General features: G+C 47.2%; 13 protein-coding genes. 6 read left to right on the top strand and 7 right to left on the bottom strand.

Features of this window, described 5'->3' with window-relative positions; translation table 11 throughout:
* Nucleotides 1-98: 98 nt before the first annotated feature.
* A complete protein-coding gene (locus tag AACR41_RS10380; protein ID WP_084149999.1) occupies nt 99-6200 on the top strand; it encodes a DUF11 domain-containing protein in 6102 nt (2033 codons plus the stop codon).
* A gap of 66 nt (nt 6201-6266) precedes the next feature.
* On the opposite strand, the gene AACR41_RS10375 is transcribed toward AACR41_RS10380, so the two are convergent.
* A complete protein-coding gene (locus AACR41_RS10375; RefSeq protein WP_030006598.1) occupies nt 6267-6797 on the bottom strand; it encodes a tetratricopeptide repeat protein in 531 nt (176 codons plus the stop codon).
* A 314-nt stretch (nt 6798-7111) separates the two neighbouring features.
* A complete protein-coding gene (locus AACR41_RS10370) occupies nt 7112-7675 on the bottom strand; it encodes a hypothetical protein (RefSeq protein ID WP_030006597.1) in 564 nt (187 codons plus the stop codon).
* Between the two features lie 567 nt (nt 7676-8242).
* On the opposite strand from AACR41_RS10370, the gene AACR41_RS10365 reads away from it, so the two are divergent.
* Nucleotides 8243-10957, top strand: a complete 2715-nt coding sequence (locus tag AACR41_RS10365; protein WP_339367636.1) for a hypothetical protein — start codon at nt 8243-8245, stop codon at nt 10955-10957.
* Between the two features lie 20 nt (nt 10958-10977).
* On the opposite strand, the gene AACR41_RS10360 is transcribed toward AACR41_RS10365, so the two are convergent.
* The 3 genes from AACR41_RS10360 to rpmI all read right to left on the bottom strand — a co-directional run bounded on the left by AACR41_RS10360 (nt 10978) and on the right by rpmI (nt 12492).
* Complete coding sequence (locus AACR41_RS10360; protein ID WP_030006595.1) at nt 10978-11760, bottom strand: transporter substrate-binding domain-containing protein; 783 nt, start codon at nt 11758-11760, stop codon at nt 10978-10980.
* Between the two features lie 99 nt (nt 11761-11859).
* On the bottom strand, nt 11860-12210 hold the full coding sequence (rplT, locus tag AACR41_RS10355) for a 50S ribosomal protein L20 (RefSeq protein ID WP_012307780.1): 351 nt from the start codon (nt 12208-12210) through the stop codon (nt 11860-11862).
* Nucleotides 12211-12288: 78 nt separating this feature from the next.
* Nucleotides 12289-12492 (bottom strand): 50S ribosomal protein L35, encoded by a 204-nt coding sequence (rpmI, locus tag AACR41_RS10350; protein WP_012307781.1) that lies wholly within the window; start codon nt 12490-12492, stop codon nt 12289-12291.
* Nucleotides 12493-12680: 188 nt separating this feature from the next.
* On the opposite strand from rpmI, the gene AACR41_RS10345 reads away from it, so the two are divergent.
* From AACR41_RS10345 to AACR41_RS10330, 4 genes are all read left to right on the top strand, one after another.
* Nucleotides 12681-13529 (top strand): ABC transporter permease, encoded by an 849-nt coding sequence (locus tag AACR41_RS10345; protein ID WP_030006594.1) that lies wholly within the window; start codon nt 12681-12683, stop codon nt 13527-13529.
* 4 nt (nt 13530-13533) lie between these two features.
* Nucleotides 13534-13983: a hypothetical protein gene (locus AACR41_RS10340; protein ID WP_030006593.1), complete on the top strand. Its 450-nt coding sequence runs from the start codon at nt 13534-13536 to the stop codon at nt 13981-13983.
* Between the two features lie 69 nt (nt 13984-14052).
* Nucleotides 14053-14751: a C40 family peptidase gene (locus AACR41_RS10335; RefSeq protein ID WP_030006592.1), complete on the top strand. Its 699-nt coding sequence runs from the start codon at nt 14053-14055 to the stop codon at nt 14749-14751.
* Nucleotides 14752-14760: 9 nt separating this feature from the next.
* Nucleotides 14761-15765 carry a glycosyltransferase family 2 protein gene (locus tag AACR41_RS10330; protein WP_045441721.1) on the top strand — a complete coding sequence of 335 codons (1005 nt, stop codon included), beginning with the start codon at nt 14761-14763 and terminating at the stop codon, nt 15763-15765.
* A gap of 67 nt (nt 15766-15832) precedes the next feature.
* On the opposite strand, the gene AACR41_RS10325 is transcribed toward AACR41_RS10330, so the two are convergent.
* Nucleotides 15833-17008: a TRC40/GET3/ArsA family transport-energizing ATPase gene (locus AACR41_RS10325; RefSeq protein ID WP_012307786.1), complete on the bottom strand. Its 1176-nt coding sequence runs from the start codon at nt 17006-17008 to the stop codon at nt 15833-15835.
* A 183-nt stretch (nt 17009-17191) separates the two neighbouring features.
* On the bottom strand, nt 17192-17512 hold a 321-nt coding region (locus AACR41_RS10320), incomplete at its 5' end, for a GmrSD restriction endonuclease domain-containing protein (protein WP_030006590.1).

Raw genomic sequence — 17512 nt, 5'->3', positions numbered from 1 at the left:
ATCAAACTACTTTTCTTCCCATAGAGGCCATGCAATAAACAATATCCCTTAAGTCTTTTGTTTTCGTATTCTCATCGCAATACCCTCCTTAAAACTCCATGGCAAAGAGTACCAATTTCCAAAAAAATCTTAAAGTAATGTGCTTTAAATCTCTTATTAAAGTACTATTACTGCCCCTATCCTTTCTTGTTGCCATAGGAGATTTTTGCCGATTTGTAGTTTTGAAAAAAAATCCCAAAGAACAACCTCTTCAAAATTCTTTCCCTACCAATCCAGTTCGGAAAAAAACACAAAAAAGAAAACATCAAACCCAGCGCTTTCTATTTAATTTTTTCGTTACATTAATCCTGACCATCCAACTATCTGGCTTACATCTTTTATTCCACATACAGCCGGCGATCGCCTCTGGCCCCCTGAGTATTGAACCCCTCACCTGGGATATCATCGGCCTAGATAGTAATAATCCCAATGATGGTCCCGACAAATTTCTCGTGGGCGCCAGGGTTTGCAACCTCAGTACTACGACAGCAGCCCAAAACCTCAGAATTCGCTTTGTTCGCGAAGGTGCTTTTAATCCTCTTATCAGTGTGAGCACCACAGGACTTTACAAAGATCAATGGCTTGTGCCGAGCCTGCCTCCATCAACTACAAGTACACCCCCCCTAAACCATCACCAACAAACAAGCAGGCCCAAAAACTGCTTCGATGCCTACTATGTTTTGACCTTAACTCGTACTTCGGATATTTATAATCGAGTCCAACGTTACCGTATTGAAGCTTTCGCTGATAACGCCGCCACTGTCGATACCAATAGTTACCCCGATCCTTACCAAGGCACTATTAATGAGTACGATACAGGGCACCCCCGCCAGATTTATATCGAAAAAATTCTTTCCCAAGCTCGTAATAGTGTGACTGGTTTCACTCAACTCGCTCCCACAACGGCGGCCAGTATTTTTGGGATCAATGCCAATGATCTTGATACTGCGAGTGGTGGTGGTAGCAGCTACAGTGTGGAAGTGGGCGGAACCTATGCCTTTGAGCTCACTACTCGAACCGCAACGGCCTATCCCCAGTTAACCGTCAGTTCCGACTTTCCCAATGCTGTCTTTCAAATCCTTGATGTCCAGACAGACTACAGTAACGTTGGCGGCAACCCTGACAATTCCAGTATCTATGCCAATGCCTGTGGCTGGATTAGTGACCCCACAGTGACAGGATATTTGGCAAGTTCTAGCGTATGTGAGTACGAAACAGTAGCCCTAAATGGTACCCCAGACCAATATCCAAGCACTGCCGGCAAGGTGGGTAACACCGTTAGAACGCGCTATCTCTTCAAGATTCTTGGGGGCAATGGTAACTACACAATTAACCACCTGATCCTTGATTTTTCTGGTGGTAGCTTTCACTACAATGGCGGCTTTGGGTCAGGTCTTGGGGTTGTCGATTTTAATGTCACAAACCCTAGCGCTGATTTAGTAATCAACAAAAGCCATATTGGCAACTTTACACCGGGAGACAACATCTATACTTTCCAAGTGACCAACAATGGCTTGGATACAGCCCGTAGTGATCTTGTTATCACAGACACATTACCCCAAGGTTTTATTTTCAATCCTTCCAATTCCAACATTGGCGTAGAAAGTCAATCAGGGACGATTGTCGGTTGGACTTGTATCGGTGCAGGAACACGTAATATCACCTGTGCCAATCCTAATGACTTAGCAAATGGAGGAGTAACAACCTTAAGTATCCGTGTTAATGTTGCTGAAACTGCCGCAGCGAATACCTTTAACCAAGCAACAGTAAGTAGTCCAACCACCGATCCTAATCTTGCCAACAATACAGATATTGACCCCACGAGCATTATCCAAGCCACAAATCTGAAACTCACAAAAGCAGATAGTAGTCCTGATGCGGCCGCAAATCCAGCCAGTAATAATGCCCCGGTGGTTCTCTCTGGATCTCCGATTACCTATACCTTCACTGTACAAAATCAGAGTAGCCTAACAGCGGCAGCGCCAGTGATCATTACCGATACGCTACCGGAGGGACTTACTTTTAGCTTGGCTGATAATCCGAATATTCCTACGGTCTGGAATTGTACGATCGATGGTCAAAATCTAACCTGTACCTACGTTTCTGGTACTAATCCTATCCCTTTACCCGGCAATACAACTGCGACGGCTTTACCCTTGGTTTTTCGGGCAAATGGTGGTGTGATTACTTCGGGTACTAGCGCCGTTGTCAGAAACACAGCGACCGTTACCAGTGCCACGACAGAAGCAAATAGCAGTGATAACACCAGCAGCGATGATTTTCTGATTACATTGCCAGTTTCTGATTTGACGATTACAAAAAATGATTTTGAGGCAGCTTTTACTTACAATCTTTCTGGTCAAACTTATACCGGAGAAAATTTAACCTATGAAATCGCTGTAAGAAATAATGGCGTTGCACCAACTGTCGGCCCCATCGCCATCACTGAAACTTTGCCGAACAGCAATAACAATATTATTGAATTAGCTTCAACAACCTTTGCTGGAGTAGGGCCAGATGGTTCAGTTATTAACTGGACTTGTAACCAAGGGATTAATAATCCAGTTTTACCCGCAAGTGGAACAACTTGTGCTGTTGGCAATAGCGGACTTTTTACATTTGTCTATCCTGGAACTTTAAATCCTGGTCAGACTGCAACATTGCGCCTAATTGTGCGAGGAAGACAGACAAATACAGTCCCAGGGACGAGTACTGCGCTGATTAATACGGTTGGAGTTTATAGCGCTAATGACGGGGTAACACAATCAAAGACAGCAACTGAATCTACACCTGTTTTGATTGGTAATAATGACAAATACAACATTGGGATTCGGAAGCAATTAACTCAGATTAACGGAGTCACTCCAAGTCCTGCTTGTACTTTATCTGGTGGAACTAGCAATTATGGAACCACCGAAAGCTGTACGGCGACAGTAAGCCCCGGCAATCCCATTCAATATACTGTTACGGTCGCTAATAATAATAACGGTGGGCCAAATGGTGTTAATGTGGCTATTTCAGACTTTATCCCGCCTGAAATTAACATAACGGGGGTAACTTGTTCTGCAACTGGTAGCCAGGGCCAAACCTTAACAGTCTGTGATAATCAAGTTGCTAATTCAGGGCGCACAAGTCCCATAGCCGTCAATTTTAATTTAGTGCCTAATACTAATCCCCCAAGATATCAAGTTGATAAAACAGCTTTTTTAAACAAAGGTACGGGGATTGTTACTTATACATTCACTGGCAGCATTAAAACTCTAGCTCAATTACAAGCATTAGGTATTGTCAACAGCAATATTGTTAACCGAGTTAGCGCACCGAAGACTGATGGAACTTTTGTTGATACAGATTCAAATGATAATCTTTCTTCTACTTCGATTCGTTTAAATGTTACTGATCTGAGTATTACCAAAACAGATGCAATGGATGGAACAACAGATCCTGGTACGACGAATTTCACGACTGGAGGAGAAGGTGTTTATACTCTGAGGGTGAACAATCTGGGCACTAATGCTACGGTTGATGACATCAATGTGGTAGATGATGTGCCGGATCGTTTTCAAGTACTTGAGGCATCTGGAACAAACTGGAATTGCCTGGTTGAAAATCCAACCCCTGCTAATCCTATTAGTAATCCGGCAGCAGATAGCATTAATAACAATATTGTGCGTTGCGCTCGTAGTACGGCTATGGCGGCTGGTACTTCTAGTACGATCAGGATTCGTGTCAAGCCCATTGCTACTTGGATTCCCGCCGGAACCGAAACGTTACCACTTAGTTTTAATAATATTGCCCAGGTCACAACAACGGGGGATACGAATACGGCGAATAATGGTTATGCACCAGGTACAACGACTGGATTAGCAGAATTTTTTGGCTATGAACAAACTCTAGTTGTGGCACCAAATTTCGATCTCAAGGTTACGAAAAGTGTCCCTGGCGGTAGCTTTGCTATTGGACAGACGTCTTCTTATCGGTTGGATATTCTTAACAATGGCCCAACGGAGGCGATCGCCTCGACGACAAATCCGATTACTGTAACGGATACCTTGCCGACAGGTTTTACTTTTATTTCCGGCACCGGATCCGGTTGGACTTGTACTGCTTCCGGTCAAAATGTGACTTGTACGCGAAGCAGCAACCTCGCAGCAGGCGCAACAACATCGATTAACCTAAATGTTTTCGTCGATGGTACTGCCACTAATCCCACTTCAAATACTGCGCAAGTAAACCTAACAGGAGAACCCAGCGCCAATATTGTTTTAAATGATAATAATTCCAATAGTCGAAATCGTCATACCATCTCAACAGCCGTTCAACAGGCCGCAGACCTCAGCATCACTAAAACATTAATTTCGACGATCACAAATACCTCTCCCCCCCCAGAAACTATTCCTGGTTTAGTTGCCGGAGAACAAGCAGTCTACGAACTAGAAATAACGAATAATGGCCTTTCTAATATTTCTGATGGCGAAGCGATCACTGTTATAGATAATTTGCCAAGCAACTTGAATTTTGTTTCCGGTTCTGGCGATGGCTTTAGTTGTAATGCCTCTGGTCAAGCTATTACTTGCACGAAAACTAACGGCCTAACAGTCGGCCAAAACGCTACGATCACTTTAGTTGTCAATGTAAATAGCGCCGCCACTGGCACTATTACGAATTTAGCTAGCGTCGATGCTGCGACCACTCCAGATCCCAACCCCAATAATGACAATAGTAGTACAACAGATCCTGTACAAACCCGCAACCTTGATTTGGCGCTCACCAAAAGCCACCTGGCTAGTAGCTTTGCCATTGGTCACCAAGGAACCTATAGCTTAGAAGTGAAAAATGTCGGCAATATCACCATTACAAATCCGATCACCATTACAGACACGCTTCCTCTGGAGTTGTCCTATAACAGTGCAGTTGGTCAGGGCTGGAGCTGTAGTGTTACAACCCAAGGAAATACCAGTACCCAAGAGGTCGTCACTTGCATAAGTAATGATGATTTGGCCCCCGGTCAAACAAATACCGTTGATATTGTTGTAGATATCGGCCCAACTACACCAACAGGGACTAATTCCATCACCAACAGTGCCATCGTCACAACGCCGGGAGATGCTGATACGAATAATAACACTGACACCGATCCCACCAGTATTACAGGCAGTGCAGATCTGTCTGTTGACAAAGCTCATAGCGGCAATTTCACAAAAGAAGCCCAAGGAGTTTATACATTGACCGTAAAAAATGAAAGCGCCAGTACAGCCGACGCAACAGGGATACAGTTAATCGATCAGTTGCCTGATGGTCTTTATTATGTTTCGGGCACAGGCACAGATTGGACTTGTCCGCTTGTGAGCTTTACCGCCCCAGGCCCGCCAACCCCCGAAGATCTGAGGGATATTGAATGCAGTTACAACGGAACCCTTACCCCAGGAGCCACGGCACCAACCTTGACGATTACGGTGTATGTCCAAGACACCGCCCCCAGTACTCTCGAAAATTTTGTTACAGTCTTTGGCGATCAACCCGATCCCAATGACGACAATAATACGGATTTAGACCGGACAACGATTACTGATGGTGTTGCTAACGCTCCTGATTTAATTCTTGTAAAACGTATTACTGCGGTTATCAGCGAAAACAATACTACAAATTACACTGTGTATAGGGATGATACGAGTAGTGACAGTACCGCAGCTAATGATAATGCGCCGTTTTGGCCTGGTTATAGTGCGGGCAATCAAAGTAACACCTTCACAGTGGGAGAGTTAGGCCTTGAGGCTAAACCGAATGATACAGTTGAATACACTATTTATTTCCTCAATCAAGGCAATGCCCCGGCCAGCAATATCAAAATTTGCGATCGCCTATCCCAATACTTAGATTATTCGCCAGATGCTTACGGTTCATCTATGGGTATTAAACTGAACTTTAACAACAGTGAAACCAATTTAACGGGCGTTGCTGATGTTGATGCGGGACAATTTTTCGGCCCTGACCTTACCCCTAGCGGATGTATTCGTCCAGACAACCTACAACCCATGACCGCCGCCGATAATCCAAATGGAACCCTGAGAGTTGAGCTAGCTAATGTTGACCCCGCGACTAGCCCTGCAACTCCAGCTAATTCCTATGGCTATATCCGCTTCCGGGCTCGTGTGAAATAATTCAGCCGCCAAAAAAGGCCCCAGCACATCCTTCTCTGGGGAAGGTGGCCGAAGGCCGGAAGGGGTCTAAGAAGAAACAAACCGTTTGCGGAGTGATTCGGCCCGTTTTTTGGCTGTTTTATTCTCTGGTTCTGCTTTTAGGGCAAGTTCATAGGTTTCCAGGGCTTTCGCTGTCATTTGCTTTTTTTCGTACACATTGGCCAGATTGTTTAAAGCTGTGACGTAATCCGGGACTTCCTTTAGGGCTGCTTTGTACTGGCGAATGGCGAGGTCATATTGTTCCTGGGCGAAATAGGCATAGCCGAGGGCATTGTAAACGAGGGCTTGGTTTTCCGGTTCCAGCTCATTCTCAATTTTCAGGGCTTTTTGCAGTAGCTGGGCCGCTTGGACGTAGAGTTTTTTGTCGAGATAGAGGCTACCCAGTTCGTAATATTCTTTGGCAGTGCCAGAGCCTGCCTTGAGCTTGGTTTGTAGCTTAGAAAAGGTATTTTCAACGCGGCGGGTCTTAATAACTTGACGGAATAGAAAAAAGGCTAATCCCCCTAGCAGAGCAACGAGGATAGACAGATAAAAGATTGGCAGAAACTCTTGATCCATAACAGGAAATGATTGATAGCAGGTTTTATAAAAAATTTTTATTCTTCCCTAAGTCTGCTGCGGCAAAATCAACAGAAACTTAAGCCCTGCTAGTGTATCAGGTCTTTAGGGGAGTCCCCAATGATTGATACGTTCCGTTAACCATCCGCTGCTTTGCCGTGGTTTCTTGTTGGGTTTGGCTGAGGCTTTGGTAATACAACTATAGATCTTAGTGAAAAGCACAAAAAAAGGTGCATTACTCTTAAGCAATACACCTTATCTGATTAGTTTCAAATTCCTATCGACTTAAATTTGTCTAGGATCACTATCAGGGATTAATTAGGAGTATTACCATCTACAAGGATAACTTCACCATTGACGGGATCGAAAACGACAAAGCTGCCACCACCACCGGCAAGAGCGTTAGCCTGTGGAGTACTCAAGTCGTCGTCGTTGCCACCAAACAAGACAGAGTTCGGTGCTACGTTGTTTGCATTAAGCGCTTCAGAAGAGGCAATACTGTTAACTTCGATGTCGCTACCTCCACCAAGAGCATAGGCTTCATTTGTTACACCATCTCCTACTACAGTCGGGGTTAAGACGATCTGATCGACTTCAATAGTGGAAGGAGTTGTACCACTTACAAAGTTTGGGTTCGCAATTGTAACTGTTTCAATGGTTGGGATGTCGACAATGATAGGAGCGAGCTGGCTACGGACGGCGACAGCAGCGGAATCCTTACCAACAGCGGCAGCAACAGACAAGCTTTCGACATTCCCATTGGGGAGGAAAGTGGCAGCGGCACCAGCGGCAATCCCACCTTGACCAGCTTGGGCAGTGGAAGCGAGACCGAGGGAGAGCGCACTAGCGGCGGCTAAAGCAAAAGAAAATTTTTTCATGGATTTAGGATATTTCCAAGTTGAGTTGATTGTTTTGTCATGCCTAGCAGTGACCTAATTGATAGGAAAAAATCACGGCTAGTTCTGAAGACGTAAGTATATGAGCAGAAAAGCGAACAATAAAGGATAAAGTATCTAAAAGCCATCAAGCTTTTAGCATTTAATCTTGTCCTCTTAGACAATATACCCATTTATCATAAAAATACAACAGTATTTGAGCTTTGTGTTCATATCTTAAATTTTTGTCTTTCCCAAAAAAATGATTTCTTGCTGTGAGTCCATCTAAGATATTGCTTTTTTCAGCAAATTTAGCTATCTTCTGGCGAGAGACATCATTGATACTGTTGTTTTGATAAGGTTAGCTTGTCGATAACTCAAATTTAACATTGTGAAATATTATCGAGTAATCTCTGCCTTGAATTTTATCGATTGGCGCAGCAAAATGGTGTTGAGCTAAAAGCAAAGCCCAACTTCAGGCCCGGTTGTATTACGCCGTACTACTTTTGTGTTTCTGTTGTAGATCTTTCTAGTGACCATCTATTTTTTACAATCCACAGCAAAATGACCTTGCCTAGATCTCGCCCCATTCTCCGTAGTCTTCTTTGTGCGATAGCCTCCACTCCCTTCGCCACCCTCGCCGCCGCAATGGAAGCGACTAATGTCAGCGTTGATAATTCCCTTGAGCAGGTCAATTTATCCCCCACTTCTGCACCAGAAGCCCAAGCAGTCCAGTCTCCAACAGAAGTTTCAACTGTAGTTCAGAATACTGTTCCTGGGCCTAATCCAAAGCAGCAACTCATCGCCCGCGCCCCTGCCACCACAGCACAAGATGAATCAAAGCCATCAGCCGAAGCTCCTCCAACAGCACAACTAATTGCCCAAGTCCCCACCACAGATAGCTCCGAAGCACCAGCAACAGGTCTCTCGTCGGCTGAGTTAATCCAGTTAGCCCAGCTCCTTTCGCAGCTCGGCGATCTCTCCGCACTCCAAGAACAACTCAGTAATATCCAAGAAGAGCTCAGTGAAATTAGATCCGTCGTCCGCGAGCTTCAACAAGAGAACTTAATCGATTCCCAAGAGCGTCCTCGCCTACCTGAAGCAGTGCAACCCCAAGGGAATGTTGCGACAAATCAAGAAAATTCGCGTCCTGTAGCAACATCATCACCAGTTCCTAGTACAGAAGCCAGCACAGAAACAGACAGTGACGTCGCGCAAATTCCTGTTCCAACACCAGATCCAATTCCAGAAGAAGAAACGCCAGCTCCTGAGGCTGACGATTTTCTTCAAAAAATGCCTCTCAATCGTGTTAATCCCTTAATCACGACACAAAATCTGGATGGCGTACCGATTTCTCATTTTTCCGATTGGGAAATTGCCGCCTCTGGCCTCCTGTCCGATGCCACAACAAGCGATGTGAATGTAGACGGCTTTGCTCGGCTGGATTCTGACATTTTCCAAGGAACAACCGCTGATAATGTGGCGGTGACAGATTTTCGGGGAACTTACGTACGCCTGCGATCTGCCGCCCAAGACCGGGAGGTGGAAACTGAGATTGATCAGGCTGTAACTCTAGGGGGCTATTTATACCAGTTCACCCTCACAGGAGGGTGCGACATCCTTGATCCCGGAGGAGGTGGTAGTGATGAGACTTGTAGTTTTTTACCCCCGGTTGCCTTCGATCCCCAAAGTTATGACCCAGATACCCTTCTCCCCGGTCGGCTCCTAGATTCGGGCGTTGCTTTTGGTGGGGTCGTTTCAGAAGAAAACTTAGCCTTTATCAAGCAACCTGGTTTCCAACGGGGATTACCCGGTCAAGAAGTCGGTATTGAACTAAACGTACCCAATTCTGGAATTGTTGCCGTTGGCCCAGAGACAGGTCGCCAGGGCCAAACCATTCGTCGCGAAAATTTAGATAATACCTACAGTGTTGGGATTGCCAATGTGCGGCAAGTGCTCAAGCAAAATGACCAGGAAGCCGTTTTAGGGCGAACAGTACGCGGGTTTGCAGCGATTCCCAACGATGAAGATTTTGGCCTCGATAGTGCAGTGCAGCTAGCAACCTTACTCTTGCCGGATGTTGACCCAGCCCTAGAAGGGGGAGATGCACCACCAAATCCGAATGTTAATGCTAACTTGTTTAGCGCTGCGAACAATTCCCGCTTACCTGCCAATAGCTTCACGGCTTATCAAGGGAGTGTTTCCCGTGCAGAAAGTGTTACGGATCTAAGTACTCCGCCAGAGGATATTCCCGCAGCAACCTCGAACAGTTTTTGGGTCGGTCTTTCTCCTGTGGTTGATCGTGAGATTGAAATCTTAGAAGATGGCAGTCGTTTTAAAGATTTTAGTGGGCCGCGTCTGGTGGCAGCCGCTTATGGTGAAGGGGGTGCCGAAGTTGCAGATAATTTGAGTGCCCAAGTAGCAGCGACATTACTCAACGAGGTTGGTGGTGTTGATCAGCAGCTATTGTTGGACTTTGATGATATTCAGAATGCCTATACTCAAATTGGCTTGGCCTTTTTTGAGCGGGATGCAACACAAATCATCAAAACTCGCTACAGTGAGCGAACAAATTATGTGCCTCACCTTAGCTTTACAGGCAACCGCACAGATAATCGCAACCGGACTCGTTACTATCTAGGAGCTTTAATTGATTACACAGCCGAAGATACCCAAGATTGGCTCAAGGCCTATGTCGGAGGGGATTATCGCTATCAAAATGTGAATGCTGGGGTGCGCGCAGAAGTGGGTGGTATTGGCTACCTCAATCCTGATAAAGACTACTACAGTCGTCTCTGGGGCAATGTTGCAAAAACTTTTTCGGCAAATAATGGCAATTCGTTTACTTTAGCGGCAGGCTTGGATTACGCGATTGACCAAGATCAGCAGATTGGCGATATTTTTGTGGGTTCGACCGGGAGTCGAGCAACGGTAAGTGCGGCGGCCCGACTTGGGGGAGTGACTTTATCGGCAGATCAAAACTTCGGTGGTCTTTTGCCCAACTCTGATGAAAGTAACTTGACGCTCAGATTAGGAACTCAGTTAGGAGATAACTTCTCTCTGTCTGGTTATTACACACCTTTTGATGAGGATACTGTGGTTGCTAGATATGGTGTGAACGCAGGGATTAAATTTGGATCTTTTTACAATAGTCCCAGCTTAGTCTTTGGTTGGAGTCAGGACGAGTATAAGTTTGCCACAGGAACTTTTACGGATGATCGTTTCACGGTCTCCTTTAGCACGGGTCAGCCTAATGCTCCTTTTGTGACGGGCACTCGCCGCTAGTTACTTTTGAGACTAAGTTGCTATTGGGGTAGACCCCAATAATTGATACGTTCCGTTAACCAATTGCTATTTTGCCAATCGGTTACTGTTTTCTGGAGGGCTTGACTCAGGCTTTGGTGTTGTCTTCCCTTGGGAAAGGCGATCGCCAAGGGATTTCCCGTGAGCCAAGCGGGGAGAAGTTGATATTCTGGGTATTCCTGTACCCAACCCGTGAGGACGGAATGATCCCCTGCAAAGAGGGCGGTTTCGTTATTTTCGAGGTAATTTAACGCCTCTTGGTAGGAGTTAACGCCAACGAGAGTGACTCCAGGGAAATAGGCGCGCACGGCGGCGATCGCCTCGGAACCTTCGAGGACAACGACCCGTTGATCACTGATTTGATTTAGGGATTGGATCTCACGATCCCGTGTCACGAAGCCAATCCCATCGAGGTAATAGTAGGGACTAAAATTCACGAGCCGTTGACGGGAAGCATTGAGACCGAGTTGGGCAATGACGAGATCCACTTCCCCGGTCAGCACCGCATCGAGGCGTTCCTGGTTGGTGAGGGGAATCAATTCTACCGCTTGGCGATCGCCTAATAATTCCGCCGCCAGTTGGTGCGCAATATCGATTTCCAAGCCCTGTAAATTTCCCGCTTCATCCCGAAATCCCAAGGGCCGCACATTTTCCTTGACCGCGACCCGGAGGATCCCCCGTGCTTGGATGGTTTCGAGGGGGGTGGCTTGGGTTAAAGATGTTGACCCGAAAAAGAAGCTAGCGGCGATCGCCAACCCATATCCAAATACTCCACCGCGCGCCATGAGTTCCCCCTAACAAAAAAACCCCAGAATGGCTACTCTGGGGGCTAATTCAATTCTTCACTTTTAATAATGCCACAACCTACGAAATGGTGTTACTGTCTAGGCACTTTTTGCCACTTCAACCACCTGGGCAAAGGCTTGGGGGTCAACAACAGCCAGTTCAGCCAGCATCTTCCGGTTGATCTCAATGTTCGCTTTTTTGAGTTGGTGGGTAAGCTTGCTGTAGCTCAGACCATTCAACCGAGCTGCGGCATTAACCCGCACGATCCACAGACGACGAAAATCACGCTTTTTCTTGCGGCGATCGCGGTAGGCATTCCGGAGTGCCTTCATGACCTGCTGGTTTGCAGTGCGGAAGAGCTTGGAGTGGGAACCCCGGAAACCTTTCGCTAACTTAAGGATTTTTTTACGACGCTTACGGGCGACGTTACCGCGCTTTACTCTTGGCATAAACTTTACCTATATATAATTTAAGTAATAAAACTCTCGATTTTTCAGAAACCAGACAGTTTCTACCGTTCGTTGTCTCTAGGCGTAGGGAAGCATCAGACGAACATTTTTCTCATCGCTCTTGTCCACGAGGGCCATCCCAGACAGACGACGACGCTTCTGTTCTGCGCTCTTATGGTTCAAAAGGTGATTCTTAAACGCTTTGCGACGGGCGATTTTCTTGCCGCTGCCAGTCAGCTTAAACCGTTTCGCAGCTGCACGGCGAGTCTTTAATTTAGGCATATAAGTTTCTATAAATCGACACAGCTTACAATAATACCTCGTTTATGCCAAATCCTTCAAGGCCCATGGCAGTTTGATTTGGTTTACGAATCTAGCCCCGAATCATTAGCTACCTAAATGATGAACCCTAGCAAGTTCGCCTAAAATTCGATAATGTGAAGCGATGTAAAGTTGTCCTAAAAAGCACCGTGACTAACCTAGAAGCCGTCTCCGATCAAGTCCGTACCACCACGACCCCACCGCCTCGTCAACGCTCTGAACTCGCCCATCTTTGGGGTGATACCCTCGGTGTTTTTTGGGGGGACTGGTTAAAGTTGCGGGTGCGCCTCAAACAGGTGGCAGCAACGGGTTTGGTTTCGCCACTCATCTATATTTTGGCTTTTGGTCTGGGACTCGGTAGTGCCCTAGATCAAGCGATTACTCCCCCCGCCGGGGATACCTACCTAGAATTTATCTTGCCGGGGATGGTTGCCCTGTCTTCGATGACCATTAGTTTCGGGGGGACGACTTTCTCGATCTGTGGCGATCGCCTCTACAGCAAAACCTTTGAAGAATTGCTCCTGTTGCCCGTCCATCCCCTCGCCTTACACCTAGGGAAAATGATGGCTGGCATCCTGCGGGGACTGATGACGGCGGGGTCGGTGCTGATTGTGGCGATTCTCTTTACGGGCAAAGTTTTTAGCTTTATCAATCCTCTGTTCATTCTGTTGCTGCTGTTGAACTGCGCTGTGTTTGCGGGGTTAGGGGTGATTGTCGGTCTACGGGTCAAATCCCTGGAAAGTGTGGGGATTTTTAATAATTTCTTGATTGTGCCGATGTCCTTTTTGGGGGCGACCTTTTTCGACCCGGAAACTTTACCCCGTCTGTTCCGGGCGATTGTCTATTGCATTCCCCTCACCTACACCACCACCGGACTGCGGGCGGCGGCCTATTTGCCTCTCTCAGAATTTCCCTGGCACGCGATTCCCATTTTGGCGGGGGTGGCGATCGCCCTAGCCTTTGTGGGTGCTTACCAATTTTCCCACCAGCGGGATTAAAACTATGACCTGGCAAACGGTGACGGGCTTGCTTACACGGGGTCATCAAGTGGCTTCGGGGCAAGCGAAAAACAGTCCCTATGAAGCGGGTACCATTGCGCTGCAAACACCTCATTTTCGTAACCTGGGCCTAGATTTATCCGGTTATTTTCCGGGTACTCTCAATATCTCCATTGCGCCCAAAACCTTTACTCTGATTCAACCCCGTTATACGTTCACAAATCTGCAATGGCACCCGGATTTTTCCCCAGAGACCTTTTCTTTTAGTCCCTGTTACATTGAGCACCGCCAGCAGCGGTATGATGGCCTAATTTATTACCCGCACCCTGAAACGAAACTGGGTCATTTCCAAGCCCCTGCCACCCTCGAAGTCCTTGCTCCCCTGATTCTGGATCTCACCTATGGCGATCGCCTCCAGTTATCGCTGCACCAGGCCGAGGTCAGGATAGAATAGGCGGCAAAGACGGCTGCACCGTTGATTTCTCTCCTCCCGCATCCATCCCCCCTAACCCCTTTGAAATCTATGCAACTGTCCCCTTCTCCCAGTGGTGAATACTTTTGCCTGCAAACCCTTGATCTATATGACGACGCCGAATGTCAGTCCCTCGGTACCCAAGCTGCCGCTGGTCGTCGGGTGCAAATGCTCAATAAAGAAACAGACCAGGCTGTGCGGGTGATGACCGTCGAAGATGGCTATTGTACCTGGCTCAAAAAAGCAGATTTACAACACCTCGAAGTCGCCGAAGAACCCTACGAATTTGTCCCTGTTGATCGCCCGGAAATCGAAGCGCGCATGGAAAATATTTTGATCTTTGCCCACGCTGCGAAACGAGTGAGTAATACCTATCTATGGGGGGGCACCACCGCACCGAATTATGATTGTTCTGGGTTTATCCAGGCGGCCTATGCTTCCCAGGGGATTTGGTTACCGCGCAACTCCTATCAACAGGGGGATTTCGTGGAGCCTATCTCCCAAGAAGAACTGGAACTCGGCGATTTGATTTTCTTTGCCAAAGAGCAACGCATTGATCACGTCGCCCTGTACCTCGGAGAAGGCTATTATATCCATAGCTCCGGCATCGAGATGGGCCGCAATGGCATTGGCATCGATCGCCTCTGGGAGCCGTGGGACATGATTAGTCGCGCCTACCACCAGACCCTCTGCGGTTTTGGTCGCGTCATGGAAAGTTACGCCCCACCGTCCTTAGCCTGTCAAATTTAACCACCATTGATGTCTAGCCCTGCCCCGATTACCGAAGCGCCTGCCACCACGCAAACCCTGTCGATTGTGGTGCCCATCTACAACGAAGTGGAAAGTTTGCCCCACTTGATCCAGGCGATCGCCTCGGTGATGCAAGCCCACAACTATGCCTACGAAATTATCTGTGTGGACGATGGCTCGAAGGATGGCTCCACGGCACTCTTAAAAAAATTAGCCACCGAGCGGGAAGACCTGCGGGCAATTATTTTGCGGCGCAACTACGGCCAAACCCCAGCGATGGCAGCGGGATTCCAACACGCCCAAGGGGAGATCATTATTTCCCTAGATGCAGATTTACAAAATGATCCGGCGGATATCCCCAACCTGCTCCAGAAAATGAACGAAGGTTATGATCTCGTCAGCGGCTGGCGCAAGGAACGACAGGATAACCAGTGGACGCGGCTTCTCCCTTCAAAAATTGCCAATGCCCTGATCCGTCGGGTAACGGGGGTCAATCTCCATGACTATGGCTGTTCCCTCAAGGCCTACCGGACGGAGATTTTAGCAGATCTCAATCTCTATGGGGAACTGCACCGCTTCATCCCTGCCCTAGCGTTTATTGAGGGAGCGACTATTTCTGAAATTCCCGTGCGGCACCATGCCCGCCAGTTTGGTAGCAGTAAATATGGCCTAGACCGGACGTTTCGGGTGCTGCTGGATTTGCTGACGGTGTGGTTTATGAAAAAATTCCTCACTCGCCCGATGCACGTTTTTGGCTACCTCGGCATTATTTTTATCCTCGTCGGCTTTATTTTGGGGGGCTATTTATCGTTCCTCAAGATCTTTTTGGGCCAAGCGATTGGCGATCGCCCTTTGTTGCTCCTGGTAGCGATCCTTTTATTAGCCGGGGTGCAACTCTTTGGTTTTGGCCTCTTGGGGGAACTGTTGATCCGCACCTACCACGAATCTCAAGGGCGGCCCATTTACCGGGTTCGTTCAATTGTTGGGCAGTCTAAACATTTTTCATCTCAATAAAAAAACTCTCCATTCCAGAGACAGAACAGAGAGTTGAGTGATTTTTATTTAAAAAATCCTGGGCAATCTAGGCCGCAAACTTAATCTTCAGGAAATCTTCCTCTATCTTTGCCCCAGAGGGTTTTAACGCTGCGAGGGCTTGGGGTAAAACTAAATTCCGGCGGTGGTTGCCGATGCGGATATTCAGTTCATCGCCCGTTTTATTGAGCTGGATTTGCTCCTTGGGAATGCCGGGGAGGTAAAGTTCGAGGCTGTAACCGCCATCCCCTTGGATCATCCGCACCGTATCTTCTTTGTAATAGACCTGGGTCGGATCTTCCTCACCATAAAGGGTTTCCTTGAGTCGTTCGAGGGCCGCCAAACCGCATAATTCCTCCTGGTAGAGGGGCACTTCCTTCACGGGCAGAGGGTGGAAATTGTCATGAATTTCCTGCTTATAGGTCTGTTGATTGTCTTTCCAGTTGGCAAAAAACGGATCATTCACACTGTCGGGGATAATCCGGTTGGCCACCACCATATCCGTCGAAACGTTGTATAAGCTCAGATAGGCATGGGCGCGGAGAGATTCTTTAATCACCATTCGCTCTGGATTCGTCACGAGCCGCACGGAGGTAACGGTGTTATCGGTCAGCACTTTTTCAAGGGCTTCGATCTGCTCATAAAATTCATAGGGCGCATCCATTACTTCTTTGTTAGGCAACGAAAAACCCGTGAGGGGCTTCCAAATGGGTTCAACGAGGGGCCGCAACGCCACGGACATTCCCTGGAGGGGCTTATAGAAACGGCGCATATACCAGCCGCCCACTTCCGGCAGACTCAATAAACGCAAAGCTGTGCCCGTGGGGGCCGAGTCGATAATTAAAACATCATAGGTGCCTTCGTCGTAGTGGCGTTTCATGCGCACCAGGCCAAAAATTTCATCCATGCCCGGCAGAATGGCGAGTTCCTCTGCCTGGACACCATCGAGACCGCGCGCTTGGAGGACTTCGGTAATGTAGCGTTTCACTGCGCCCCAGTTGCCTTCCAGCTCCCGCAGGGCATCAAGTTCTGCGCCCCAGAGGTTTGGTTTCACTTCGATGGGGTCGTGGCCAAGCTCTACATCAAAACTATCGGCGAGGGAGTGGGCGGGATCGGTACTGAGCACTAGGGTACGATAGCCCAACTCGGCACAGCGGAGTCCTGTAGCTGCTGCGACAGAGGTTTTGCCGACGCCTCCTTTTCCCGTCATTAAAATTACGCGCATGGTTGCGTTTGTCCTTTGCTGAGAGGTTTTTACATTTCTTTACTGATTATCTCTCATTGCCTCCGGTTTTCGCTATGGCTGGCTTTTTGGGGAAAGGCGATCGCCCACCTAGTTCTGAACACATAACAAGTTCAGTCTGCATCGCCTACCATCTTCTGAAAACAAAGGGTCGTCTGAGTGCAACTATTGTCGTGCGATTAATTCTTCTTGCTGTAAAAACTCAAAAAACTTGTCTAAAATTTTCCGATTACGATCCACTATCTGTTTTTCTTCAAATTTGTCGTACTCAATGAGTTGAGTTATTTCAGAAATCTTGCTAGGCTCTTGGTTCTTGCCACGTCTTTTTTCTCCGCTATATATCTTTTTTTTATCCTCGAATCGATAATCAGATGCTCGGATATTAATGTTTCCTTCAAGTAGAATTTTGTTTCCAAGAGACTCGATGACTTCCACATTTTTTAGTCCGTCTTCTATTTCTTGTCTTTTTTTTGAATAAATATGTTC

It is taken from the genome of Picosynechococcus sp. NKBG042902 (genome assembly GCF_963864045.1).
Taxonomy (GTDB): Bacteria; Cyanobacteriota; Cyanobacteriia; order Cyanobacteriales; family MRBY01; genus MRBY01.
Note: the sequence above shows the minus strand (reverse complement) of the source record. Positions and strands in the feature narration are given on the sequence as shown.

What these genes read in the sequence shown, in the direction of transcription:
- rpmI (WP_012307781.1), bottom strand. Translation starts at nt 12,492, where the DNA reads ATGCCTAAATTAAAGACTCGCCGTGCAGCTGCGAAACGGTTTAAGCTG.
- AACR41_RS10370 (WP_030006597.1), bottom strand. Translation starts at nt 7,675, where the DNA reads ATGAAAAAATTTTCTTTTGCTTTAGCCGCCGCTAGTGCGCTCTCCCTC.
- AACR41_RS10360 (WP_030006595.1), bottom strand. Translation starts at nt 11,760, where the DNA reads ATGGCGCGCGGTGGAGTATTTGGATATGGGTTGGCGATCGCCGCTAGC.
- AACR41_RS10325 (WP_012307786.1), bottom strand. Translation starts at nt 17,008, where the DNA reads ATGCGCGTAATTTTAATGACGGGAAAAGGAGGCGTCGGCAAAACCTCT.
- AACR41_RS10340 (WP_030006593.1), top strand. Translation starts at nt 13,534, where the DNA reads ATGACCTGGCAAACGGTGACGGGCTTGCTTACACGGGGTCATCAAGTG.
- AACR41_RS10330 (WP_045441721.1), top strand. Translation starts at nt 14,761, where the DNA reads ATGTCTAGCCCTGCCCCGATTACCGAAGCGCCTGCCACCACGCAAACC.
- AACR41_RS10375 (WP_030006598.1), bottom strand. Translation starts at nt 6,797, where the DNA reads ATGGATCAAGAGTTTCTGCCAATCTTTTATCTGTCTATCCTCGTTGCT.
- AACR41_RS10380 (WP_084149999.1), top strand. Translation starts at nt 99, where the DNA reads ATGGCAAAGAGTACCAATTTCCAAAAAAATCTTAAAGTAATGTGCTTT.
- AACR41_RS10335 (WP_030006592.1), top strand. Translation starts at nt 14,053, where the DNA reads ATGCAACTGTCCCCTTCTCCCAGTGGTGAATACTTTTGCCTGCAAACC.
- rplT (WP_012307780.1), bottom strand. Translation starts at nt 12,210, where the DNA reads ATGCCAAGAGTAAAGCGCGGTAACGTCGCCCGTAAGCGTCGTAAAAAA.